The sequence below is a fragment of the Evansella cellulosilytica DSM 2522 genome (genome assembly GCF_000177235.2).
In the GTDB taxonomy this organism is placed as follows: domain Bacteria; phylum Bacillota; class Bacilli; order Bacillales; family Salisediminibacteriaceae; genus Evansella; species Evansella cellulosilytica.
Genome location: NC_014829.1, coordinates 3033301 through 3057424, shown reverse-complemented (window position 1 = coordinate 3057424; position 24124 = coordinate 3033301). Strand labels below are relative to the sequence as shown.

Below are 24124 nucleotides of genomic sequence, written 5' to 3'. Positions count from 1 at the left end.
ATAAAGGGGGAGGGGGCATAGTGAACATTCATACAGAACACATATTATTATATAGTATCTTGTTAGTAAGCATCTCGTTTTTTTTAGGTTTTTTTGTTGCATCAAGAAAGGGAAGAGTTTCAATCGCAAAGCAAAGACTATATAGCGTATATTTACCGATTTTTAAAGTGATGGAGCCGTACTTATACAAACAAATCAGTCGAGATGATGGTATTGCAATCATAAACGAAGTAAATAAATTGGTGAAAACGTACTATGAGTTGTTTCACCCAGATTGTTTACATGCATATCATCAGTTTAGAAATAATTTGATAAAAAATTCAGATGATAAAAATATTCATTTTGAAGAATTTTGCAGATATGTGGAAAGAGATTTTGAGAAATTGAAAAGAACTGTTGGTTTACCAATTCGACCACTGTCATACCGTATAAAAGTGGGACAAATTCCAAGGAAGAAATCTGTTATTATTTATATCATAATAGAGAATTTAACGAAGTGGTTATTTACTTTCTCACTCTTGCTGTTTGGGATATTGCTAGCTAGAGTATTTGCGTTATTAATTAAATTCATGCTATTTCAATAGTCTTAAAGTAGTTTTTTAAAAATTTTTAACATTCATCATATACATTAATCAATCCATTATGTTATTATTACATTCGACATAAAAATATTGAAAGTTAAAATAGGTGCTAAAATTCTCGTGATAGAATCTTAGCTTAATAGGGAAGTTTGGTGAAAATCCAACGCGGTCCCGCCACTGTAAATGGGAGCAACCTACAGTATGTCACTGTCTTAATGATGGGAAGACGTAGGAAGCTATGACCATGAGCCAGGAAACCTGCCTATTTTATTTTTTCACCAGTACTACGAGGATAGGAGGGTGTTAAGAAGTGAACTGTTTTGTAAGTTTATTTCTTTGACAAACTTCTCCTTCAAGGGGATTTTTTTTATGCCAAAATATTACATAAAAAAGAGGGAGAGCGAAAAATGTCTAAATTACTTTTATTAAGAAAATCTATTGTCGCAATGATACTTGTTCTATTATTATTTCCGTTGAATGTGTTAGCTAGTCAAGAGGTGAAACAAGATATAGAACGAACTGCTGCACACTTAATTGAAACAGAGCATTATACAGATTGGTCCATAGCAGCATTGGCGAAGGCTAATCATTTACCAGATGACGTATCTGAACTTTATAGAGGGTATTTAGTTGAGGATCTGGATCAAGTACTAAGGGGTACTAGTTTACAGAGAATGGTCATTGCTGTAGCTGCAATAGGCGAGGACCCTACAGACTTTGAAGGGGTAAACTTAATCGAGAAAGTATATTCTGATGAATTTATAAATATGCTATCTGCGCAAATTTATGGATTGATTGCACTAAATACAGGGGAATACGATATACCTGAAGACGCTTTGTGGACAGAAGAAAAGTTATTAAATAAAATTCTAGAACAATCTCTACCTCATGGTGGTTGGGGCTGGGATGGTGTTAATGCCGATTTAGATTTCACGGGCATGGCATTAACAGCTCTTGGTTTTTATAAAGATCGAGATGAAGTACAAGCTGAAATTGACAAGGCTGTTACATTATTAGCTGACGTCATGCAAGAAGACGGAGGGTTTGATAACTGGGGTGTTAACTCAAACACTGCAGCTCAGGTTATTATAGGATTGTCATCTGTAGGAGTCGATGTTACACAAGAGCCTTTTTATAATGATGGACACCACCCCCTTCAACATTTACTAGATTACCAACTAGAAAACGGTGCATATAAATGGCTATTAAGCGATACATCAGAAAATAGTATGTCAACAGAACAAGCATTTCAAGCTTTAGTAGCTTATAACAATTTAGGAGTTAGTCATTTATATGACTTTAGTTATGTAGAGCCGGAGGTTGAACCTGAACCTATCGAAGAAACTCCAGGTGATCAGGTCGAGGATCCAAATGATGAAGAGACACAGGAACCTGTAGATTCCCCGGGTGATGTTGACACTGAAGAACAAGAAGAGTTAATTGAAGAAGAGGAAAAAAAGGAAAAGCTCAAAGAAGATCAAGAGGTTGACAATGAACAGGTAGTTGTAACTGATGGAGAATCAAATGGTAACGAGAATAATAATCAGGCAGAACATCAATCATCAAACGAAACAGAAACCACTAGTCAAGAAGGAGAACGCCTTCCTGACACAGCAACTTCCAATTATCATGTACTTGCTCTTGGTGCTTTATTCTTTCTCATTGGGACAGTTATCTTTTTTACACAAAGAAGAAAAGTATTGAATTAAATAAAAAAAGTTTAAAAAAGTATGAAGTGAAGTCAGGTAAGAAACTGACATCACATACCGTTTATTTATATTATGTAAGCTTAGAGTAACAACTACGATTTTGTTAGGATGAGGCTGTCTCATAGTCTATAGAAAGTCATGGCAATGGCTACACTCGATTCTTATACTTTCTTTTATTCGATCCACTTAGAGTAGTTACTATGGAGACACCCTGCTTAGCTTATAGTTTGGCTCAAAAGGTATAAAAGTGCCTTTTGAGTCATCCTCTTTACTCACGTTTTTTTGAAGAACAAGAATCGAGATAATAAACCGATATACATTTATAGGAGGGAAACAAGTTGAAGGTCACTTATATAAGTAAGTTATTTCGTTTACTCCTATTTACTGTCATGGTGTTATTTTTAGTTAGTTGTGGACAAGGACAAAATAGCTCTTCATTAACGATTTCTGATTTGACTGGAAAAGATGCTATAAGTGAACGGAAATTTAGCGATATTAATAATGACTTAAAAATAAATGAAGTGGAAATAGACGATAATACGGAAGAAAAAGAGGAATCTATTGAAAAGGTAGAGGAATCTTTACATAAAGATGATCCGAATGATAGTGAAACTGCAAATTCAAGCAAATCTACTAGTGCTGATACAGTAGAAGATCGTGAAGAGTCATCAAGTAGTAATCATAATGATTCGAGTGAAAAGAAAAGTCAATCACAAAAGGAAGAGCGTTCACATCCAGAAGAACCGAGAAAAAAAGAGTCTGATAATCAAAAGGATAGTAACAAATCAGATAAGTCTAACGAAAGTACAACTCCATCAGAAGAAGATAATAATTTACCAACTGTAACGTTAACTGTCCAAGGCCCTAAAGATATAGGTACGATTATTGGAGAAGTAACGGTAGAGTATGCGGACGGAGATACAGTGCTAGATATATTATTAAAAGAAGCGAATAAACGTAATATTCATGTAGATTATAGTGGGAGAGGGGTAACAGCCTATGTCAAAGGTATCTATAATGTATATGAATTTGATTACGGACCGTTAAGTGGTTGGTTAGCATATATTAATGGAACTAGTTTAACTAGGAGCGCTGGGGCTACATCTGTTAAAGAGGGAGATAAGATATATTGGAAATATACAGAGGATTATACGAGTGAATCATGATAAATCGATTTGAGCATTTTCATCCGTTCGTTACGTTCTTTTATTATGCTGGTGTTATCATTTTATTAATGGTATACCAGCATCCTACTGTTTTGGGAGCCGCATTTATATTAATATTACTAGTTAACTACGCCCAAGATCGATTAAGAGGTTTTAGGAAATGGGCTTTCTTTATCATCATTTCAGGTGCATTAATCATTATCTTAAACCCTGTTTTTAATGAAAGAGGTCAGCACATATTATTTGAGGTGTTTGGACATAGGATAACACTAGAAGCGGTTGTCAACGGAAGTATAACAGCTTTAACAATTATGTGTGTCATCTCTCTCTTCATATCTTACAATGAAGTCATGACTCCGAATAAGTTATTATACCTCTTTGCAAGATTTCTACCACAGTTTGCTGTCTTACTCATGTTAACATTACGATTTATCCCTTTAATGAAGCGACGGTTAGATGACATCTCTGTCGTTCAGCAAAGTAAAGGTATATTTGTGAATGGAGGAAGATGGAGGGATCGAGTGAAAAATGGTTTGTTATATGTACAAGCCCTCTTAACTTTCTCGTTAGAAGAGGCCATACAGACGGCAGATTCTATGAAGGCGAGGGAATATGGTAAACACAAAAGAAGCAGTTATGAACATTTTCGATTTAAAAGAATGGACTACTTCTTACTCATTTCACTCATCTTGTTCCTTACTATTTGTATTATTGGTAGAATAAATGGCTACTTGCATTTAAAAATATATCCAGTAATGGACTCGCTTTTCTTAAGTCATATTGAATCGTTTTATTTCTTTTGTTTTGTCATTTTTTTAAGTATTCCATTATTGATTGAAGTCGGAGGCAAAATTCGATGGCGTTTATTAAAATAAGTGATGTGTCATTTACCTATCCTCATTCATCTCGTCCTGCACTTGACAATCTTTCTCTAAACATAGAGAAGGGAGAATTTGTTATTTTGTTTGGCCCTTCTGGTAGTGGTAAAAGTACACTACTTCGATTATTAAAAAATGATATTAAGCCCCACGGGACAGAGACAGGAAGTATTAATTTTGAAAATAACGAGATCAATACCATCAAGAATAGTCATGATATTGGCTTCGTGTTTCAAGATCCAGAAAATCAAGTAGTAGCGGAGGAAGTATTACATGAACTTGTATTTGGTCTTGAAAATATAGGCCTATCAACGAGTGAAATGAGGAATAGGGTTGCTGAAATGGTTCATTATATGGGAGCACAGGAATTACTAGAACGTAAGACCCATGAGCTTTCAGGTGGTCAAAAACAGCAGCTTAATTTAGCTTCGGTTTTGTTAATGCAACCTAGCATATTACTTTTAGATGAACCTACAGCACAACTAGATCCAGTGAGTGCTCGCGATTTTTTATCGATGCTCATTCGTTTGAATGAAGAATTCGGTATCACTATTGTTATGGCAGAGCATCGATTAGAAGAAGTAATTTCTGTTGCAGATAAAATCGTATTGCTGGATCAAGGGCGATTGGTGCAAGAAGGAAATCCTAAAAAGGTTGTTCAACATATATGGACAACTGATAAAAAAGAGTTTGTTCCGTCTATTCCATCTCTATTTTTACATATTAATAATAACGATGAACTGGATGTACCTTTAAATATTAAAGAGGGAAGGAACTGGATTGAATCTCATATACATATGAGAGAAAAAGAAGTCACCTCTGTGGATGTTGACTTAAGTGAAGAAATTTTGCGTGCCAATCATGTGTTCTATACATACGATACCGAACGGAGTCCGGTAATTAAAGATTTAAATTTCACACTATATAAAGGAGAGACATATGCGCTTTTAGGAGGGAACGGTTCAGGTAAATCGACATTTCTGAAAATTCTTTGTGGTATTATTAAACCTCAAAAAGGAAAAGTCCTTTTAGAGAAGAGAAAATTAAAATCTATTATTAGAAAAGAAATAGTAGGTGATATAGGCTATTTACCACAAAACCCCAAGCTATTTTTCATTCGAGAGACAGTAGAAGAAGAAATAGAATACACAGTAAAGCAATGGGACGTCACAAATAAAGTTGAGGTTACAGAGCTATTAGCAAGATTAAATATTTTACACCTTTTAAGGGAACATCCGTATGATTTAAGTGGTGGAGAGTTACAGAAAGTAGCATTAGCATGCTTATTGATAAGAAAGCCAAAGATTTTACTTTTGGACGAACCAACGAAGGGATTAGATCCTATTTCTAAGCAGCAGTTAGCTAGTATATTAGTTGAATTGAAACGGCAAGGTGTAACAATATTAATCACTTCTCATGATATAGAATTTGTTGCAAAGCATGCAACTAGATGCGGTATGATGTTTCAAGGGAAAATTACTTCTGAAAATACACCAAGTCAATTCTTTAAAGGAAACTTTTTTTACACGACAATGATGCAACGGTTATTTCGTGGTGAGAGAGACGACGTTTTAACAATTGAGGAGGCAGTACTGTTATGCGAGCAAAGAAAGGATTAGTGAGCCTACTTATTTTCGCACTGCTTATTATTTTTATCATTGTCTCTCTTCTGTGGGTGAATCATTATTTATTCTTAAGCTTTGGCGTTATCATTACTGCTATATTACTTTTTCTTGTTCATTTTGAAAGGCGAGTTATTGAAGCGCGGGAAATCGTATTACTTGCAGTACTTGCTGCAATTGCTGCGGTGAGCCGCATTCCATTTGCGAGTATTCCTAGTGTACAGCCGACAACCTTTGTCATTATGATGGCAGGATTAGTATTCGGAGCAGAGACAGGTCTAATAGTCGGTGTAGTAGCTGCACTTTCTTCCAATATGGTGTTAGGTCAAGGTCCTTGGACCCCGTGGCAAATGATTGCCTGGGGACTAGTCGGATTTACTGCAGGACTATTAAGAAATCAGTCCTTTATGAAAAAAACTTGGGGGAAAGTTCTTTTTGCGATTAGCTGGGGATTTTTATTTGGTTGGATTATGAACTTATGGGGGCTTCTTGCAGCTTTCGGCTCAGAAGCTTTATTAGATATGAGATTATTAATACCATACTTTTTAATGAGTGCTCCTTTTGATACAATGCATGCGGTATCGAACGTCATTTTTCTACTCGTGTTCGGAGGTATTTGGATAAAAATATTAGAACGATTTAAGCGGAAATATGGTTTGTTAGAGTAAACGGAACAATTGACTTAGTTTTGTATAAACATAAATGTTTTATATTTTGTTTAAATTAGCCAACATTTTTATATTGTTTTTCCCCCCCATTTTAGAGTAAGGTATTATAGTATCAATTTTTTAGACACATTGGAGATGACTTACGTGAAGGGAAATTCAATTTTTTACATTGGGCTAACAATTATTTCTATAATATGGGGAATTAATTTCGGTATTTCTCGCTGGGCAATGGAAGTATTCACTGCAGAGGTATTTACTTTATTGAGGTTCGGATTGGCAGTTCCAATTTTGTTCCTTATACTGTACAAATTAGAAGGAAGTATAAAAGTAGAAAAGCGCGATTTATTGAAGCTAGTCATTATCGGATTTTTCGGGGTTACTATTTTGGAATTGCTCGTCATGTATTCTATTAAGTATACGACGCTAGCGAATGCTTCGTTATTAAATGTTGCACCATGGCCAATTTTTGCTGCTTTGTTTGCTCCGCTTTTTACAAAAGAAGTGATGACAAAAAGAATTGTTCTTGGTGGTGCCATTGCTTTAATTGGTGTTACGCTAATTATAGGTGGTGGAAGCGATAATCTTGATTTATCAGGTCAATATATGCTTGGAAATTTATTAGCACTAGCAGTTAGCTTAATAGGTGCACTATTTAATCTAGCTTGTATGCCACTAATGAAGAAATACTCGCCTCTTCGTGTGAGTACGTGGTATATCTTATTTGGATCTTTGTTTTTAATTCCTTTTACATTAGGTGGATGGAGCGATATTCATTGGTCGACACTAACATTACCTGTAGTAGGTGCAATTTTATATAACGTTATTTTATGTACTGTCGTCGCATTCCTTGTATGGAATGCTTCTATGAATCGTGTAGGAGCTACGAAAGCTAATTTTTATCGTTACGTCGTCCCAGCAGCTGCAGCAGTGGCTGGTGCATTATTCTTTAATGAACCGATTATGATAGGCCAAATTATTGGGGCAATCATTATTATGTCTGGTCTTGTCATTATTGGAGCTGAGAAAAAACAACTGGAAAAAGAGGGAACGGTAGACTCTCAGCAAAAGGTTGCAAATTAGTGTAACGGACTTTGAATCAATAGATAATAAAAAAGTGCACTGAAAGAAGGCCACTGAAAAAGTGGTGTTCTTTCACTTTTTCAGTGGCCCTAAGCAATGTGCGTAGCCGTCGCACTCGTTAAAAAGCCTGATAGGAGTGGGCTTCTCCTACCAGGCGAGCGACGAACATAGCCATTGCAATACAAATAAAAGGCACTGAGAAAGTTGTTTTATACTTTTTCAGTGGCCTCCACTGAAAGTTCCTTTTAGAGGGAGAAAACTAAATATCATTCAACAAAAACGAGACATTCCATTATGTGAAATTGTCTCGTTTTTTATCGTAAAAAACATATAAAATAAACATCTAATTAGCTCATGTTTACTACGTTCATCTTCTGCTTATTTCTTGAAGGTAAATGGAAAATCTAATGGTATAGTTTTGAGTCAGCTTTAGCCTATTTTTATTTCTTCCGGCATTTGTTTAGGTGCACTTGGCACTTCTCTTGGCTCATAATTAATGACATCAGATGAATAAATATTTGTGTAAATTTGTCCGTTTTGCGATTTTGCACGAATTAAAATTGGTTGATTATGAATGTTTTTAAAGGTGAAATCAGGGCCATACCAACTTACAGTTGCATCTCTTCCTGGCGGGACATAAGGGACACGCCTACTATGTGAGTATCTTTGGATAATTTCAACGCCAGCTCGATCGACTGCATTAAATAAAGTTGAAGATACTTGGCATATGCCGCCACCTACCCCTTCGAATAATTCCCCCTTCACGATGACAGGGGCTGGTAAGTACCCTTTTTCTAACGTTCTTTCTCCTACTACTTCATTAAATGAAAATACTTCCCCAGGAAATACTACATGGCTGTCAATAGCTTTAGCAGCGAGTGCGATATTGTGTGCCCGTTCACTGTTTCTTTTATTAAAGTATGTGATGTATCCACCAATGTGTTGAACACGTATATTGGCTAATAACTCACTATCTACTTTTGGATGTAACGGTAATTTAGGGAGTTCAATTGTAGCAGCTCCTGTTCCGAAGTAATATTCATAAAACTTAGTAGTAAACTTCCTTCGATCAAGTTTAAACCCATCAATACCTGTAATAATAGCCCCACTATCATCAATATAAGCATTTTCAGGTTCTTTCAGTATTTGCTCATCTAATTTGTTTAAAAAGTCGTCGAATATGTACTCATCGATTACTCCTTCCCCGAGAGCAGGAGAAGAAAAGGCATCTCTATTTATTGTTGCAAGTATTTCGCCGTCTAACGTTAAGAATAAATTATCAGAATCGTTTACTTCAGCACTAATAAACAATAGTAAAAAAAATAGATACTTCATTATCACATTTCCTCCCATTGCTATTATTCGTAGATCATGATTTTTAATGTGTCAAAAATATTTAAAACTTAAGACAACTTTTGCTATTTTTCACTAGTAAAATTGCTTCAGATTCGTTATCGTTAAATTTAACGTTAATATTACTAGGAACTGGTGTCGTAAGGGGGACAGCAATAAAGTGAAAACATATAAAGTGAATAATATCGTAATCGGAGAAGGGACTCCAAAAATTTGTGTACCTATTGTTGGAGAGACGATGAAAGAATTAATAGAAGAAGCAATGAACCTTGAAAATATTGCTTATGATTTAGTCGAATGGAGAGTTGATTTTTTCCATAAAGTGTTTGATTTAGAAGAGGTACTACATGCTTTACGTGAAATAAGAAAAATATTAAAGGATGCTCCAATTATTTTTACATTTCGTACAGCAAAAGAGGGGGGCGAAAAGGAGATCAGCTCTTCTACTTACTTTGAATTAAACAAACGTATAGCAGAATCTCGTTTAGTTGATTTCATCGATGTTGAATTATTTCAAGAAGAAAAAAGTATACGATCACTCATTACTTTTGCTCATGAAAAAGATGTACGAATTATAGCTTCAAATCATGACTTTGAAAAGACCCCTTCTGAAGATGACATTATTCACCGATTAAAAAAAGCACAGTATCTTGGAGCAGATATTCCTAAGATTGCTGTCATGCCTAATAATAATGAGGATGTACTTACTTTATTAAGTGCAACAAATCGCATGAAGGAGTATTATGCAGACCGTCCTTTTATTACAATGTCCATGAAAGGAATGGGGCTTATTAGCCGTATAAGTGGAGAGTTGTTCGGCTCGGCTATTACATTTGGTTCAGCAAAAAAATCATCTGCTCCAGGTCAAATTCCTGTGGCAGAATTAAGGCAACTACTATCCGTTATTAGTAATAACATGAATGATTAGAGAAGGTTATCGGTAACGAAGATAATTAAGTATATGGTATAATTCAGTGGGTATTATTGTGAAAAAATAAAGTGTTTTGAAAGGTGTGCAAAAATGGCGAAAGTTATATTATTTGATTTAGACGGTACATTATTGCCAATGGATACAGAGGCTTTTGTAAAAAATTATTTGAAAGAACTTGCACCGAGAGTTGCACATATTATCGACCCTAATGAATTTATCCAAGCACTTTTAGCTGGTACTGACGCGATGTTAAAAAACTTAGATGCAACAAAGACGAATGAGCAAGTGTTTGAAGAAACATTTTTATCTATTACAAAACTGGCTAGAGAAGATATTTGGCCGACTTTAGACGATTTTTATGAAAAAGTATTCCCTACGTTTTCTCACCTTTGTCAGCCAACGAATACGGCAAGAGAAATATTAGAAGAGGCACTATCCCAAGGTTATCGTCTAGCTGTTGCAACAAACCCTGTTTTTCCGAAAGCAGCTATTTATCATCGGTTAACATGGGCTAGAATTGATGATATACCTTTTGAACTCGTTACAGTATACGAGGAAAGCATATATACAAAACCGCATAAAGAATATTATCAATACATATGTGACAAGCTTAATGTTCATCCACAAGATTGCATCATGGTTGGAAATGATAAGCAGGAAGACTTATCAGCAAGTCAAATTGGGATGAAAACATTTTTAGTAGAGGGGTGTGTCATTGATCGTGGAGAACCAAAGTATCCTATTGATGATCAAGGTACACTAGAGCAATTACTAGAAAAATTGAAAAACAATCAAGGTTTGTTCTCTAAAGTTGCAATGAAATAACCAGTGATAAAAAGAGGTTGACTCAAAAGGTAAAAAATCGACCTTTTAAGTCAACCTCTCTAGAGCAATTACTAGAAAAATTGAAAAACAATCAAGATTTATTCTCTAAAGTTGCAATGAAATAACCAGTTTTAAAAAGCGGGATGTCCCCGAAAAGTGAACGTCCACGTGAGCGGATGATCAAAGAAGGATCAAATGCACTGTCTAATCAGGAGCTCATTGCGTTATTACTTGGTTCTGGTTCAAGTCTGAATCAGTGATTAACCTTTCAGCTAAGGTCATTCAGCATTTTGACGGCTTAAAACTCCTCAAAGAAGATATTGATTATTTTCATAGTGGGAACCTTACATTTCGGCATGTACTTTACTGGGATAATAGTGGTTCGATACCTATAAGACCATAATTAAATAAATTAAGGGAGAAATCAGTATGGATAGAATTGGGTTGATTTTCTCAATACCGAATGAATACAATCAGGTTTTGTTGAAATTACTGGAAGATGTTCTTGATATCCCCTCATATTGGGTTAGAGGTCCACATGAAGAAATTCATTTTCCTGGTGATTCAAGTACTTCTTTTTTCAATGAGGAAGAATCTATTCTGGATAATATCCGAATAAAGGAAACTTTATTAAGTGTAAAGCATGACTATTATCCAATTTTTTCTAAATTTTCCATTTATGAATCTAAGATACTCGAAAAAGACTCAAACAACTTAGAAGATTTTTTACATTCTAGAAGTCATACGGTAATCTGTATCAGTGACGTTACACAATTTATGGTAGTTTCAAAATGTCTGTCTATAATTAATAGTTTTGAGAAAATTTACGAAAAGTATGGATATACTGATCTAGAATATATATATTACGAGAAGCATAAAGATACCCTACGACTTTAAATTTGATTCATCAAACTTTTGTTTATAAATTTATATATATTCATTATTATTAATACTAACCTTCTAGTAAAGAGGCTGTCCCAAAAGTATAAACTTTTGGGACAGCCTCTCTCTTTTTTCTGGTAATTATTATTAAAGTACTCGAACTGCTGTAGGAGGACGCTTTCTGCGGGCAATATTTCAGCTTCCTCGGGAAAATCACCCTGCGGGATCTTCAGCTCTCAACCTGTCTCTTCCTCTATATGCAACGCTCTGGAGTTGTATCCGTCGAGACAACGAGAAGCTTAATCGTGATGTAACGATCGTCGCTGGAGTCGCCGCCTGTTGCTCTTCGAGTTATTCTTATCAATAGAAAAATACAGGGTCATTATTTAAATGAGAGGCTCTCCCTAAAAAGTCATTTTCATTGACCTTTTGGGACAGCCTCCTTTTTTTAATCATTAAACAACTAAATTATGATATGATAATGAAGGTGAATAGTAGGGAATAAATGCTCTTAAAGAAGGTGTTATTTTGAAGCAATCTTTTATTATCGGTATGTTTTATATAACCGGTATATTTTTTCTGTCATTTGGAATTAGTTTAATGATCTTATCGAATTTAGGTGTTGGACCGTGGGACGCTTTATTCGTTGGTCTTTCAATAAATGTAGGTTTAACAGTCGGTAGCTGGATTTTTATCATTGGCTTTTTGTTAATTTTTATCAATGCTTATTTAATGAAAAAGACGCCAGACTTTTCCGCAGTAATAACGATATTTTTAGTTGGTGCGTTTTTAGATATGTGGTTAGAAGTCGTATTTCGGAATATAGAAATAATACAATTAGTCACCCAAGTACCAGTTCTTTTCGTAGGAATTTTATTTATTGCACTTGGAATTTCCACATATCTTCAATCAAGCTTTGCAAGAAATCCTATTGATCAATTAATGATGGCAATACACATCCGAACAGGTAAAAGCATCGCATTTTCGAAAACTGTGATGGAGTTAACAGTATTAACAATCGCTTTTTTTATAGGTGGCCCAATTGGTATAGGTACAATCGTCGCTGCTGTAGTAATGGGGAAGTTAATTGAAACGTTCTATAAACCTGTGAGCTTATTTAGAAAAAATGTGTGCTCCATTATTCAATAAGATAACTTATATAAAAGGTGGTATAGGTGATGAAAAAACTAGTAGCTTTTGCATCTCTTTTCATTGTTCTATTGACGATCTTTTATTTGTTGGAAGAAACTTTTGTTATTGAGGAAATTCATACTGGAGAAGACGAATTTCCGATTGTTCTCCGATTAAAAAGTAATAAGCTTGTGAATCCATCTTATAAGCAAGTCGATGTGTTCATAGAAGCAGATAGTATTCTTATAAATAAACATGGCGAGGAGATTGAACATTCTAAGTTAAACATTGATAGCAAAGTGAAAGTAACATTTAGTGACCAACTTATTAAAGTTTTACCATATCCTCCAAGAGAGACAGCAAAAGAAGTAGTTCTGATCGAATAACATATTATTATCCATCTTTAAAACCATGGAATAATCTTCCTCCGTACGGTGCTAATGTATCATCAACAAGGGCTATTACCTTATGTTTATTTCCATATTTATAAAAATCATCGATTGCTTCAATAAATCTTTCACTGTAATTTTGGTCAAACTGTTGAAGTCTTCGAATGATCCACTTTGAATCTCCAATCCAATGTCCATTAGTTCTTAGTACAAATTCATGTAACCAATATGCTAACGTATTTGTAATAAAAATTTCTTCTGATCTATTAGACGACCCTATTAAATCGTCTAATGCATCGGTTATAAAGTAACGTTTTCTCTTTATCGTTTCATTAGTCCAAGTTTGAGGTCCGTTCTTTAATATGAGTTTAGCTTCTTTTTGTATCGGACCTAATACTCCTTTATCGACTATTGTGATTCCTTCCGCAAGCATCGTTTGATGTGTTGGCGTCGCACGCTCATAATCATCTTGAAACATGTGCTTTAAGGATTGGACGTTGTGCACAAATACTTCTATAGGCCATTGTAAAAACATCACCGATTTTCTGTATTGAGAAATTATGTTCATATCAATGACGACAATATCTAAATCAGAGGTTTCAGTTGCTTCACCCCTTACGACACTTCCAGCTAAGACAGCACCATGGCAATGTGGAAAGTTCTTTTGTATAAACTGCTTAGCAACCTCAAAAGGCTGCAATCGCTTTGTCATAACCTCACCTCAAGCTCTCTCTACATTTTTATTATGTATATGAATGCAAGATACGTATCATGAAACAGAACATCTGTAATTTTCGTTCGCAAGTCTAGAAAAATATGAACCGTATTCCCCTAAAATATGGTACTATATTAAATCTATCATGATTGATTATGAAAGGAGCCAATATGTTTTTAACAATAGATTATTTAAAAAAGGGATCAAAGATACAGAAGCAGGCGTTTGCTGCATTAACAGATTTAAATATTATGAACGACTTAGCTGACTATTCACCAATTTTATGTGGAACGATACCAATCAATTTGAATGTAGCTGGATCTGATTTAGATATCATTTTGGAAGTGAAAGATTTTGTTACATTCAAAAATATAATTCACGGGTTATACGGTGATAAAGAAGAATTCACTTTGAAAATGAAAGAGATAAGAAATAATCCTGTAATGAAGGTTAATTTTGTTTATAGTGGGTTTGAATTTGAAATATTTGGCCAGCCAGTACCTGTAATAAAGCAATATGCATACTTACATATGATTATTGAAGATTATATTTTGCATGAGTCACCGCACTTAAAAGAGAAAATTATGTTGTTAAAGGAGCAAGGATATAAAACAGAGCCGGCATTTTGTAAAGTTCTTTCTATAGAGGAGGGGGATCCTTATGAGTCTCTCCTTCACTATGGTAAAGAAAGAGGAATTATTCATAGATAAATGACCGATAGCAAAGGGGACTTGATATGATTATTAGAAGAGCAAGGATAGGAGATGAAAAAGGAATAGCGAAAGTACATGTAGATAGTTGGAAATCAACTTATAAAAACATTGTTCCAGAAGAATATTTAAATACCCTTTCTTATGAGCAACGAGAGGTAATGTGGAAAAGGGGAATAGCTGACAATAATCCAATATTTGTTGCCGAAGATTTTGGCTCTATCGTTGGTTTTGCAACAGGTGGTAAAGAAAGAAGTGCTAAATATGAAGAGTATGAGGGTGAAGTTTATGCTATTTATATTTTAAAAGAATACGAAGGAAGAGGAATAGGAAAAAGATTATTCAATCAAGTAGTGAACGAAATAGTTGGATATGGAATGAATTCGATGATTGTCCTAGTATTAGAGGATAACCCTTCAATACAATTTTATGAAGCACTAGGTGGTACGAAATTGGATATAGTTGAGATTGAAATAGGTGGAAAAAAATTAAAAGAAGCAATTTACGGCTGGACTACTATAGAAGCAGATATGTTCTAGAGTAGAGTACAGGGAATTCTTCCCTTTAGTCTGTAAAGGAAGGAGTGACGGAGATGAAGCAGAATATTTATGATAACGATCAGTTTTTTAATGGGTACAGAAATTTAAGGTTTGGTCATGGTGGGTTAAACGATGTATTAGAGCAACCTGCAATACGAAAGTTACTACCAAGGTTGCATGACTTGACTATTTTAGATTTAGGGTGTGGTATGGGTCAATTTGCACGTTATTGTATAGAGAATGGGGCTAAGGAAGTAATTGGCACTGATATTTCTAATAAAATGTTAGCGATCGCGAAGGAACAATATGCTCATAAAAAAATTAAATATATCCATTCAGCAATGGAGGATATACAGTTTCCAAAAGCTTATTATGACCTAGTAGTTAGTTCACTTGCATTACATTATGTAGAAGATTATCAGCAAATCGTTTCAAAAGTGTATGATAGCTTAAAGCCGAATGGTTTTTTTATATATTCTATTGAACACCCTATTTGTACTGCAGCAAACCCGATGAACGGATGGATAAAGGACGAAAACGGAGCTAAAAAATATTGGCCAGTAGATCACTATCAAGAAGAAGGTTATAGACAAGCACACTGGTTCGTTGATGACGTGACGAAGTATCACAGGACTTTATCTACTCTCATTAACACGTTAATAAAAGTAGGCTTTCACATTGAAGAAATAGATGAACCTGAGGTAGTTCCGGAGGCGTTATCGGAAAGGCAAGAGCTTAAAGATGAAGCTCGAAGACCACCATTTTTAATTGTGAAAGTAAGGAAATACTAACGGTAATTACCACGCTCCAATTTTATATAAATAACGAAACAAAGGGGTGATACAAAGGATTGTTTTTCCTTTGCAATCACCCCATACTTTTCTCGCACAAAACTAATAAATTCAAACTATTGTCCTTGGCCTAATGAGTAGCCTAGCTCACCGTTAAATTTATATAAATTTTCTGTTTTTATAAAATCAATTCCAGCTTCTTCAATTCTTGTTAATAGTTTTAGGATTGCTGCGTTTGAAGATTTACTTTCTGATTCATTGAGCTGGAAGCGACAACGCCAATGGTCTGTGGTGAATGTTTCTGGGAAACCGTTCGGATAAACTTTAACGCCTCTATTAGTAATAATGGCTAAATTAAATTCAGGCCCAGCGGCATTTTCTAGCGTTTGTCCGAGTTCTTCAGATGTAAGCTCATTATTAAAAACGAATACATCTACACCGTCTAATTCTCGAACAACATCTGTTTTTGGTCGGTCCTTTACTAATGGAGGAAGTTTAAATGTATCATCACTTTCAGGCTCAGGAGCATTATACTCAATTGGAGTAAATGTTGACGGTTTTTGTCCGAGTCGAGCAATGACAGCCTCAGAAAATTCAGCTGTACCTACAGAAGGTCTTCCTTTAGCTACATCGCCAGTAAAGATTTCATCCTCTAATGTTTTTAGCCATGCGTTGTGGATACGCACTGCTACATCAGGTTGACCAATATGAACTAACATCATAATTGCTCCATGAAGAAGTCCAGATGGGTTAGCGATGCCTTTACCAGCTATATCAGGTGCACTTCCGTGAATAGCTTCAAACATAGCGATATTGTCACCGATATTAGCAGAACCGGCTAATCCAACACTTCCAGCAACTTGCGCGGCAACATCGGAAACAATATCACCATAGAGGTTTAACGTAACAACAACATCAAAATCTTGCGGTGTATCAGCAACTTTAGCCATGCCGATATCTATAATCCAATGGTCCGTTTCAATTTCTGGGTAATCTTTAGATACTTCGTCAAATACTTTATGAAATAGTCCATCAGTAATTTTCATAATGTTATCTTTAGACATACATGTTACTTTTTTACGATTATTTTTTCTTGCATATTCAAAAGCATAACGAACAATTTTTTCTGTACCTGGTCTTGAAATTAGCTTAAGGCATTGAACGACTTCAGGGGTTTGCTGATGTTCGATACCAGCGTATAAATCTTCCTCGTTTTCACGGATAATGACCATATCCATGTTTGGATGCTTAGTCTGTACGAAAGGAGCATAGGAAACATTAGGTCTAACGTTAGCAAATAACCCTAATGATTTACGAATTGTTACGTTTAAGCTTTTGTAGCCGCCACCTTGTGGGGTAGTAATAGGACTTTTTAAAAATACTTTCGTTCTGCGCAATGAATCCCATGCTTCATCTGAAATACCGGTAGTATTACCTGATAAATAAACCTTTTCACCTATATCAATAAATTCAGGTTCAATCATTGCGCCTGCCTTATCTAATATATTTAAGGTCGCTTCCATAATTTCTGGGCCTATTCCGTCTCCGCGAGCGATGGTGATTGGGCGTTTCTTTGTCATATGTAACATCTCCCTTTCCATTATGTTCTGAAATGCTATATTCCTATAGGAATATTAAGCCAACATGTTATATTTTAACCTAAATATACTTTTTGTGGCAAAAAATATAGTAAGTTAATCATTGTTTTATTTTTAAAAAGGTATGTTAAACTTTGCTGTTGATTTCGCTACTGGACGTGCACTTGTCTCTTCCTCTTCTAGTTTAGAACTGAAGCTGCACTCGGAGCGTATTCAGGAAGTAAATGCTCGGTGTCGCGGTTACTACCTCATGAGGGACATTTTTATCAACAATAATCACTAATATTCATATAAAATGAAATTGTAGTCTTAACATATGTTGGAAATGAGCTGCATAGAATGGAGGTCGCAAAAGATGAAGACAACAATACAAGATGTCATCGATCAATTAACAAAACCAATTGTAAAAATAGATAATACAGTAGATACGTTAAAATTTGGGTGCTCTAGCCAGGTTGTCACAGGAATTGTGGTTTCATTTATGCCTACATACGATGCTATTAAAAAGGCGATTGAACTGGAAGCAAATTTACTCATTACACATGAAGGCATCTTTTATAGTCATTCGGATACGAATACAATAGAAAAGAATGATGTAGTAAATAAAAAGCTGGAATTGATCAAACAATCGAATATAACCATTTTTCGCTTTCATGATTATTGGCACCGCTATGAACCTGATGGGGTTATGAAGGGGCTTGTACAAGCATTACAGTGGGAGCAGTATGTAACTAGGCATGATCCTATTGCTACGATTTTAAACGTACCGACACGTACTGCAGAAGAAATCGCTCATGATGTGAAGGGGAAATTAGGAATTTCTTTTATTCGCTTTGTAGGAGAAAAAGAAATGGTATGTAACAAAATAGCAATTTTAGTAGGATACCGTGGTGGTGGTCATTTATCTATACCACTCTTTGAAAAGGAGAATGTCGATTTAGTTATATATGGTGAGGGTCCGGAGTGGGAGACACCCGAATATGTGCGTGATGCTTTGAGTTTAGGAAAGAAAAAAGCACTAATGATTATTGGACACGCCGAAAGTGAAGAACCAGGTATGAGCTATTTAGCTGAATTAGTAAAGGAAGCGTACCCCAACATACGTACTCACTTTTTTTCAACAAGCCAATTATTTGAAATAGTTTAATAGAAAAAAGCTGACCAATAAAGGCACAAACGAACAGAATCTCGTTAAATAAGAACGCTATCATGAAAAGAGGTTTACTCTAAAAGGTCGAATTTTTGAGGACACTGAAAAAGTACTTATTCTATAATTATCAGCTATTATTATAAGTTACTCTGTATATAGTGAATTGATGATCCCTGCGCAAGCTCGCTTTCCGTGGGCGGCTGGTGAGCCTCCTGACCTGCGGTCTGAGGGTCTCACCCCTGCCTTCGATCCCACAGGAACGAGCGACTCTTCTTCGCTAATGCTTCGAGTTGTCTCGACGGATACGCTCCGTAGCATATGCTCGTAGAGGAAGAGACAGTAACCTCGCTTGCTCCGGTCTCATCAACTTTCCCTATAATGAGGTATAATGAATATTAATGCAACGAAACAGCAAGTTTTTCACTTTTTCAGTGGCCCTGAATTTTTACCTTTTGAGTAGACCTCTTCTTAATTACAAAGTTCTTCTCTTACTTAATTGGTTTTAAGTACAGCAATTTTTTCAAAAGTAGGCTTTAAAGATTGATACAAGCTATTATAAATGGAATAATAATTTTTATATGTTTCATTGTTTGCCATATTAGGTTTAATAACATCCTTCATAGGAATGGCTCGTTTAATATCAGAAAAGCTAGAAACTTCGTTTACTGCCTTTAAACTAACCCACGCAGCTCCCCAAGCTGAGCTTTGGTGACTCTCAGGTATGTGGACCTCTTGGCCAAATATATCTGCTAAAATTTGAAGCCATAATGGTGATCGAGAGAAGCCTCCGCTAGCATAAAGCGTTTTTGTAGTACCTGCAAGCTGGTGAAGTGCTTCGTTAATTTGATAAATGTTATACATGACTCCTTCTAAGCCTGCTCTCAATAAGTGAGCTTTACCGTGCTGAGAAGAGAGCCCAACATAGCTAGAATGTGCATTTGCATCCCAGTGAGGTGCGCGCTCACCATATAAGAAGGGAAGAAATATAAGACCGTCCGATCCTGGTGCAACAGTACTCGCTGTTGCTGTTAATAATTCATATGGATCCTCACCTGATTCAGTAGATAAAGCTACTTCTCTTTCTCCAAGCACTTGTTTCATCCAATGTAGGACGTTTCCACCATTATTCGTTGGTCCACCAAATATCCATAAGTCTTCTGTAAATGAGTAACAAAAAACCTCTTGCTTACTATCCGTTTTTGGTGCAGAAGCCATTTGTCTAATTGCACCACTCGTACCAATTGTGATAGCGGTATCTCCTGCATCGATCGCACCAATTCCTAAATTAGCTAATGGGCCGTCACTCGCTCCAATAACAATGGGAAGGTTTTCTCGTACTCCCATTTTATTTGCGATGTCTTTTCGTAAAGTTTCAAATACATACGTTGGAGGTACAGGTGTAGAGAGCTGTTCCTTGTGTAGCCCAACAAATTCAAGGGTTTCGCTATCCCAATCTAGTTTGTGGATATTAAACATGCCAGTCGCTGCAGCGATGGAATAATCGACAACAGCTTCGTTAAACCAGCGATATGTAAGAAATTCTTTAATAGACACGAATTTCCAAGCTTTTTTAAACGGTTCAAAATCATTTTCTTTCATCCATAATAGTTTGGATAGTGGAGACATTGGATGGATTGGTGTTCCTGTGTGGAGGTATATTTTATTTCCAAGATCACTTGCTTTTACTTCAGTAGATTGCTTTACACTTCTCCTGTCGGCCCATGTAATGGAATTAGTAAGTGCATCACCATCTTTAGACATACAAATCAACGAGTGCATGGCAGCTGAAATACCTATTGAAACGATTTGAGCACTATTGATACCTGCCTTTTCTATCGAGAGCTTAATTGCTGATAAGGCAGCTGTTTCAATTGCATACGGGTCTTGCTCCACCCACTCTGGAAACGGTTGGATAATAGAATAATCTTCCTCGTGTTCCCCTATTACTTCTCCACCTGTAGTAAAGGTGACAGCTTTTGCAGAAGTAGTTCCGATATCTAAACCAATTACGTATTTACTTATCATTGTAAACCCCTTTCTTTCGAAAATAGTAGAAGAGGAGAGGTTGTCTTATTATTGGGGACAACCTTTATTTTAATCTTCATCACATACATTTTGCTATTGAACTATAACCTATTCGGTAACAGTTTACCATGATCGATTAATTAGTCAATTGTAATAAAAAGGTGATAAAATATATCTGCAAGGAAAAAATTGGAATGTATGTGAGGGATGATGATGCAAGCATTAGTAATAGGTGGAACTGGAATGCTGTCTGAAGCTACACTTTGGCTATGTCGGCAAGGTTATCACGTTCATGTGATTGCTCGTAATAAGAAAAAGATGAAAAATCTCATATATAAAGTACATGATACTGCTATTATCTCACCATTATATGTTGACTACCGTGATAATGAAAATTTAAGGAAGGTATTAAAACAGCTCATGCAAGAGGGGGGACATATTGATCTAGTTGTTTCTTGGATACATGCTGATGGAAAAAATGCATTTAACATTGTGAATGAGGAAGTCTCTGCTCTTAATCAAAGGTGGAGTTTGTATCATGTTTTAGGGAGTAGTTCTGATTTAAAGAAAATAGAAATGATGGTAAGTCTACCTGAGTATTGTAGCTATTATCAAGTACAACTTGGATTTGTAATTGAAAATGATAGATCAAGGTGGCTTACTCACGAAGAAATATCGAAAGGGGTCATTGATGCGATAAAGGGGCGAGAGAAGTGTAGTGTTATCGGTTCACTTGAGCCTTGGGATAAGCGACCGTAGTAGAACTGGCTCAAATGTAACAAAAGATGAAACAATTGTAGGCCATTATACGTAAATATGGTTGGAGGTGTTGTGTATGTTTACAGAACTAAATGAAAAATTAAAATATGTAAAAGAACAAAGAAGAAAAAAGTATAAATGGAAAGATCATCTTCAACGTGCTCAATTCCAGTTGCAAGAAGAAAGGCAAAAGAAGAGTGAACTTCATCGTCTATTACAAAAGGAGCAAGCGGATGTTGAGAGGTTAGAAAGCTTTTCAATCACAAATTTGTTATATTCATTGAGCGGCAAAAAATTAGAAAAGGTAGAAAAGGAAAAACAGCATGTTGTTGCTGCACAATTTAAATATGAGGAAGCGGTCAGAACTGTAGAGGACTTAGAAAAAGAGATTGTAGAATACGAAAAGTTAATAGAGCCTTTGCAAAATAGTGAGAAACTATATAGAGAAATAATATGTGAGAAAGAAAGGCTAATAAAGGATACTTCTACTGTATGGAGCGATGAATTATTTGCTTTAGTTGATGAAGAAACAGAGCTCCAATCAATGTTAAAGGAGTATGAAGAGGCTATTTCAGCTGGGAGAATAGTAGAAGAAGGATTGTTAGAAGTAATCGACTCCTTGAATAAAGCGAAGGGTTGGTCTACATTTGATATGTTAGGAGGCGGTATGATTACAACGGCTGTGAAGCATAGTCACATCAATTCTGCAAAGGATGACATGCACCGCGTTCAAAGTCAATTAAGACATTTTCAAGATGAACTCCTAGATATTAAAAATCATTTCCATGTAGATTTAGAGATTGGGAATATGCTAACATTTGCCGACTACTTTTTTGATGGACTTATCGTTGATTGGATGGTTCACGGTAAAATAGCAGATTCATATAAACAAACGGAAAGCACACAAAGACAAGTGATAGAAATGCTAAATAAACTTGATATCGATTATAAGGATATTCAAAAGAGACTAGTAAATGTTTCAAACAAAAGAATGGCGTTACTAGAAAATGCCTAAGCTTAGGGGATGGAACATATGAGTATGCATTCGCATTATAAAAAGGCATCCAAAGCATATTTTATTTTAAGTTTTCTACAGTTTATTGGTGCACTGATATTACTTTACTTAGTTATTACTATCGATAACGTAGAAATTTCTATTCAGTTAATTTATCCAATGATTTTCCTATTTGGAGGAAGTATTGCACTGCTTATAACAGCAATAGTAAAACAAAAACGTTCGCATAGAAAATATAACACACCGAATATAAGTCGCCGCGAGGAAGATCTGTTTCAAGCAAATCGACTAATGCTTGTACCACATGTTCACTGGCTACGAGAATATGAGTATTACGCACTAAACGGAAAGTCAGTTGCTCGTATTAGAGAAGAGGTGGAAGGATGGAAAAGGGTCGTTACTTTTTTTCTCCATTTAATAAAATTAAGGCCGTACTTAAAGAAGTCGATCATAGTTGAAAATGGGGAAAAGGTACTTTTTTATTTGAAGAAGGATTGGGGCTTCCGTCAACGCTATCGTGTTTATAATGAAAATAAGGAACTCATTGCCTCATATAAGATGAATTTATTTAACCCTATAAGCCAGTATGCGACGATTTATGATGAAAATGGCAACATCATTGGAAAAAATGACGGTGGTTTTTCAGCAATCCAATTTAAAATAAAAAATAACAATGAAGAAAAACTCATTGAGCTAAAATATCAGGGAGTTCCTTTAGAAGCGATGGAGCTTTTTTCAGGGACGAATGGTGACATTGTAGACTTTAATCGGGATGTCTTGACTGATGAAGAAATGCAAAAATTTGTGCTAGCTCCTGTTATTGTGCAATTACATTTTCGGTAAAAGGAGAGTATATGATTTTCTTTGACATTGACGGTACGCTTTTAGATCACGAAAAAGCAGAGGAAATGGCTGCAGTTGAGTTTTATTTGGAACACGTAAATACAATAGCAATGAGGCAATCACAATTTCTTGATCATTGGAAGTTTCTTTCAAAAAAATACTTTGATCTATATTTAAAAAATCAAATCTCCTTCCAACAACAAAGAAGAATGAGGATAAAAGAAATGATTCAAACGCCTCTTAATGATGAAGAAGCGGATACAAAATTTGCTTTCTTCTTACATTTGTACAAAAAATATTGGCTAGTTTATGATGATGTAATTCCGTCCTTAACTTCATTAAAAAAATTAGGTTTTCGACTTGGGATAATAAGTAATGGACAATATAATCAGCAAATAGAAAAGTTAGAAAGAACGGGTATCCTCCCGTATTTTGACTGTGTGGTAACATCTAGTGAAGTGAAAGAACCAAAACCAAGTTCTGTTATTTTTCAAGAAGCATGTCATAAAGCAAATGTTAAATTAAGTGAATGTACTTATATTGGAGACATACTGGAAACAGATGCTTTAGGGAGTAAAAATGCTGGAATGCATGGTGTGTGGCTTAATAGAAAGTATAACCAAAAAGCTCATGAAGTAACTGTAATAAATCGTCTAACTGAATTAGAGCCCATAATTATTATGGGAAAATAAGTGCAAGTAAAGTTAAAGCAGGTATCATGATGGGATGCATACTCCTGAGAAAAAATTAATAGTGCTCAATTA

Annotated in this window: 25 protein-coding genes and 1 riboswitch; of the genes, 21 read left to right on the top strand and 4 right to left on the bottom strand. The window is 35.4% G+C overall.

The genetic code is table 11. From position 1 onward, the window contains the following. The first annotated feature begins 20 nt into the window (after positions 1–20). From BCELL_RS14195 to BCELL_RS14165, 7 genes are all read left to right on the top strand, one after another. Complete coding sequence (locus BCELL_RS14195) at positions 21–584, top strand: hypothetical protein (RefSeq protein WP_013489445.1); 564 nt, start codon at positions 21–23, stop codon at positions 582–584. A gap of 84 nt (positions 585–668) precedes the next feature. After that, a riboswitch (cobalamin riboswitch) is annotated at positions 669–861 on the top strand. Between the two features lie 127 nt (positions 862–988). Beyond that, positions 989–2290 (top strand): prenyltransferase/squalene oxidase repeat-containing protein, encoded by a 1302-nt coding sequence (locus BCELL_RS21705; RefSeq protein ID WP_013489444.1) that lies wholly within the window; start codon positions 989–991, stop codon positions 2288–2290. 338 nt (positions 2291–2628) lie between these two features. Next, positions 2629–3456: a DUF4430 domain-containing protein gene (locus BCELL_RS21700; RefSeq protein WP_013489443.1), complete on the top strand. Its 828-nt coding sequence runs from the start codon at positions 2629–2631 to the stop codon at positions 3454–3456. Beyond that, entirely contained in the window at positions 3453–4331 is an 879-nt protein-coding gene (locus BCELL_RS14180) for an energy-coupling factor transporter transmembrane component T (RefSeq protein WP_013489442.1), read from the top strand. Before BCELL_RS21700 ends, BCELL_RS14180 begins: the two co-directional genes overlap by 4 nt. Then, positions 4313–5953, top strand: coding sequence for an ABC transporter ATP-binding protein (locus BCELL_RS14175; protein WP_013489441.1), 1641 nt, complete (start codon positions 4313–4315; stop codon positions 5951–5953). Before BCELL_RS14180 ends, BCELL_RS14175 begins: the two co-directional genes overlap by 19 nt. Continuing rightward, complete coding sequence (locus tag BCELL_RS14170; RefSeq protein ID WP_013489440.1) at positions 5932–6624, top strand: ECF transporter S component; 693 nt, start codon at positions 5932–5934, stop codon at positions 6622–6624. Before BCELL_RS14175 ends, BCELL_RS14170 begins: the two co-directional genes overlap by 22 nt. A gap of 135 nt (positions 6625–6759) precedes the next feature. Further along, positions 6760–7704, top strand: a complete 945-nt coding sequence (locus BCELL_RS14165) for a DMT family transporter (protein WP_041809046.1) — start codon at positions 6760–6762, stop codon at positions 7702–7704. Positions 7705–8133: 429 nt separating this feature from the next. Here BCELL_RS14165 and BCELL_RS14160 read toward each other — a convergent pair whose 3' ends face one another. Next, on the bottom strand, positions 8134–9039 hold the full coding sequence (locus BCELL_RS14160) for a VanW family protein (protein WP_013489438.1): 906 nt from the start codon (positions 9037–9039) through the stop codon (positions 8134–8136). A gap of 178 nt (positions 9040–9217) precedes the next feature. Between BCELL_RS14160 and aroD the strand changes: the two genes are divergently transcribed. The 6 genes from aroD (at position 9218) to BCELL_RS14130 (ending at position 13212) form a co-directional block, all read left to right on the top strand. Beyond that, positions 9218–9985: a type I 3-dehydroquinate dehydratase gene (aroD, locus tag BCELL_RS14155; protein ID WP_013489437.1), complete on the top strand. Its 768-nt coding sequence runs from the start codon at positions 9218–9220 to the stop codon at positions 9983–9985. Between the two features lie 93 nt (positions 9986–10078). Continuing rightward, the gene (locus tag BCELL_RS14150; protein ID WP_013489436.1) at positions 10079–10813 is read left to right on the top strand and encodes an HAD family hydrolase; all 735 of its coding nucleotides are present in this window, start codon (positions 10079–10081) and stop codon (positions 10811–10813) included. Positions 10814–10956: 143 nt separating this feature from the next. Continuing rightward, a complete protein-coding gene (locus BCELL_RS23345) occupies positions 10957–11073 on the top strand; it encodes a UPF0758 domain-containing protein (protein ID WP_425357447.1) in 117 nt (38 codons plus the stop codon). A gap of 169 nt (positions 11074–11242) precedes the next feature. Then, positions 11243–11710: a DUF2691 family protein gene (locus BCELL_RS14145; RefSeq protein ID WP_013489435.1), complete on the top strand. Its 468-nt coding sequence runs from the start codon at positions 11243–11245 to the stop codon at positions 11708–11710. A gap of 513 nt (positions 11711–12223) precedes the next feature. Next, positions 12224–12844 carry a YczE/YyaS/YitT family protein gene (locus tag BCELL_RS14135; RefSeq protein WP_013489434.1) on the top strand — a complete coding sequence of 207 codons (621 nt, stop codon included), beginning with the start codon at positions 12224–12226 and terminating at the stop codon, positions 12842–12844. Between the two features lie 29 nt (positions 12845–12873). Further along, positions 12874–13212, top strand: coding sequence for a hypothetical protein (locus BCELL_RS14130; RefSeq protein ID WP_013489433.1), 339 nt, complete (start codon positions 12874–12876; stop codon positions 13210–13212). Positions 13213–13219: 7 nt separating this feature from the next. Here BCELL_RS14130 and BCELL_RS14125 read toward each other — a convergent pair whose 3' ends face one another. Next, entirely contained in the window at positions 13220–13927 is a 708-nt protein-coding gene (locus BCELL_RS14125; protein ID WP_013489432.1) for a nucleotidyltransferase domain-containing protein, read from the bottom strand. 173 nt (positions 13928–14100) lie between these two features. Here BCELL_RS14125 and BCELL_RS14120 point away from each other — a divergent pair, with 173 nt between their 5' ends. Genes BCELL_RS14120 through BCELL_RS14110 form a run of 3 tightly spaced genes read left to right on the top strand, consistent with a single transcriptional unit; the run spans position 14101 to position 15970 of the window. Further along, on the top strand, positions 14101–14640 hold the full coding sequence (locus tag BCELL_RS14120; protein ID WP_013489431.1) for a DUF4269 domain-containing protein: 540 nt from the start codon (positions 14101–14103) through the stop codon (positions 14638–14640). Positions 14641–14666: 26 nt separating this feature from the next. Continuing rightward, positions 14667–15179: a GNAT family N-acetyltransferase gene (locus BCELL_RS14115; RefSeq protein WP_013489430.1), complete on the top strand. Its 513-nt coding sequence runs from the start codon at positions 14667–14669 to the stop codon at positions 15177–15179. 53 nt (positions 15180–15232) lie between these two features. Then, positions 15233–15970, top strand: coding sequence for a class I SAM-dependent methyltransferase (locus BCELL_RS14110; RefSeq protein ID WP_013489429.1), 738 nt, complete (start codon positions 15233–15235; stop codon positions 15968–15970). Between the two features lie 116 nt (positions 15971–16086). Here the strand turns inward: BCELL_RS14110 and BCELL_RS14105 are convergent, their stop codons facing one another. Next, positions 16087–17550 (bottom strand): NADP-dependent isocitrate dehydrogenase, encoded by a 1464-nt coding sequence (locus BCELL_RS14105; protein WP_013489428.1) that lies wholly within the window; start codon positions 17548–17550, stop codon positions 16087–16089. 373 nt (positions 17551–17923) lie between these two features. On the opposite strand from BCELL_RS14105, the gene BCELL_RS14100 reads away from it, so the two are divergent. After that, positions 17924–18715: a Nif3-like dinuclear metal center hexameric protein gene (locus tag BCELL_RS14100; protein ID WP_013489427.1), complete on the top strand. Its 792-nt coding sequence runs from the start codon at positions 17924–17926 to the stop codon at positions 18713–18715. Between the two features lie 495 nt (positions 18716–19210). On the opposite strand, the gene BCELL_RS14095 is transcribed toward BCELL_RS14100, so the two are convergent. Further along, positions 19211–20743, bottom strand: a complete 1533-nt coding sequence (locus BCELL_RS14095; protein WP_013489426.1) for a gluconokinase — start codon at positions 20741–20743, stop codon at positions 19211–19213. Between the two features lie 213 nt (positions 20744–20956). Here BCELL_RS14095 and BCELL_RS14090 point away from each other — a divergent pair, with 213 nt between their 5' ends. From BCELL_RS14090 to BCELL_RS14075, 4 genes are all read left to right on the top strand, one after another. Continuing rightward, complete coding sequence (locus BCELL_RS14090; RefSeq protein WP_013489425.1) at positions 20957–21502, top strand: short-chain dehydrogenase; 546 nt, start codon at positions 20957–20959, stop codon at positions 21500–21502. A gap of 76 nt (positions 21503–21578) precedes the next feature. Then, a complete protein-coding gene (locus BCELL_RS14085; protein WP_013489424.1) occupies positions 21579–22517 on the top strand; it encodes an AAA family ATPase in 939 nt (312 codons plus the stop codon). Positions 22518–22535: 18 nt separating this feature from the next. Beyond that, complete coding sequence (locus tag BCELL_RS14080) at positions 22536–23360, top strand: hypothetical protein (protein ID WP_041808297.1); 825 nt, start codon at positions 22536–22538, stop codon at positions 23358–23360. Positions 23361–23371: 11 nt separating this feature from the next. After that, positions 23372–24052, top strand: a complete 681-nt coding sequence (locus BCELL_RS14075) for an HAD family hydrolase (protein ID WP_013489422.1) — start codon at positions 23372–23374, stop codon at positions 24050–24052. Positions 24053–24124 lie beyond the last annotated feature (72 nt).

Bases quoted from the DNA above. Each gene is read 5' to 3' on its own strand.
- BCELL_RS14130 (WP_013489433.1), top strand. From the start codon at position 12,874: ATGAAAAAACTAGTAGCTTTTGCATCTCTTTTCATTGTTCTATTGACG.
- BCELL_RS14110 (WP_013489429.1), top strand. From the start codon at position 15,233: ATGAAGCAGAATATTTATGATAACGATCAGTTTTTTAATGGGTACAGA.
- BCELL_RS14115 (WP_013489430.1), top strand. From the start codon at position 14,667: ATGATTATTAGAAGAGCAAGGATAGGAGATGAAAAAGGAATAGCGAAA.
- BCELL_RS14075 (WP_013489422.1), top strand. From the start codon at position 23,372: ATGATTTTCTTTGACATTGACGGTACGCTTTTAGATCACGAAAAAGCA.
- BCELL_RS14085 (WP_013489424.1), top strand. From the start codon at position 21,579: ATGTTTACAGAACTAAATGAAAAATTAAAATATGTAAAAGAACAAAGA.
- BCELL_RS14105 (WP_013489428.1), bottom strand. From the start codon at position 17,550: ATGACAAAGAAACGCCCAATCACCATCGCTCGCGGAGACGGAATAGGC.
- BCELL_RS14100 (WP_013489427.1), top strand. From the start codon at position 17,924: ATGAAGACAACAATACAAGATGTCATCGATCAATTAACAAAACCAATT.
- BCELL_RS14095 (WP_013489426.1), bottom strand. From the start codon at position 20,743: ATGATAAGTAAATACGTAATTGGTTTAGATATCGGAACTACTTCTGCA.
- BCELL_RS14125 (WP_013489432.1), bottom strand. From the start codon at position 13,927: ATGACAAAGCGATTGCAGCCTTTTGAGGTTGCTAAGCAGTTTATACAA.
- BCELL_RS14120 (WP_013489431.1), top strand. From the start codon at position 14,101: ATGTTTTTAACAATAGATTATTTAAAAAAGGGATCAAAGATACAGAAG.
- BCELL_RS14080 (WP_041808297.1), top strand. From the start codon at position 22,536: ATGAGTATGCATTCGCATTATAAAAAGGCATCCAAAGCATATTTTATT.
- BCELL_RS14175 (WP_013489441.1), top strand. From the start codon at position 4,313: ATGGCGTTTATTAAAATAAGTGATGTGTCATTTACCTATCCTCATTCA.
- BCELL_RS23345 (WP_425357447.1), top strand. From the start codon at position 10,957: ATGTCCCCGAAAAGTGAACGTCCACGTGAGCGGATGATCAAAGAAGGA.
- BCELL_RS14145 (WP_013489435.1), top strand. From the start codon at position 11,243: ATGGATAGAATTGGGTTGATTTTCTCAATACCGAATGAATACAATCAG.
- BCELL_RS21705 (WP_013489444.1), top strand. From the start codon at position 989: ATGTCTAAATTACTTTTATTAAGAAAATCTATTGTCGCAATGATACTT.
- BCELL_RS14160 (WP_013489438.1), bottom strand. From the start codon at position 9,039: ATGAAGTATCTATTTTTTTTACTATTGTTTATTAGTGCTGAAGTAAAC.
- BCELL_RS14150 (WP_013489436.1), top strand. From the start codon at position 10,079: ATGGCGAAAGTTATATTATTTGATTTAGACGGTACATTATTGCCAATG.
- BCELL_RS14090 (WP_013489425.1), top strand. From the start codon at position 20,957: ATGCAAGCATTAGTAATAGGTGGAACTGGAATGCTGTCTGAAGCTACA.
- BCELL_RS14165 (WP_041809046.1), top strand. From the start codon at position 6,760: ATGACTTACGTGAAGGGAAATTCAATTTTTTACATTGGGCTAACAATT.
- BCELL_RS14170 (WP_013489440.1), top strand. From the start codon at position 5,932: ATGCGAGCAAAGAAAGGATTAGTGAGCCTACTTATTTTCGCACTGCTT.
- BCELL_RS14180 (WP_013489442.1), top strand. From the start codon at position 3,453: ATGATAAATCGATTTGAGCATTTTCATCCGTTCGTTACGTTCTTTTAT.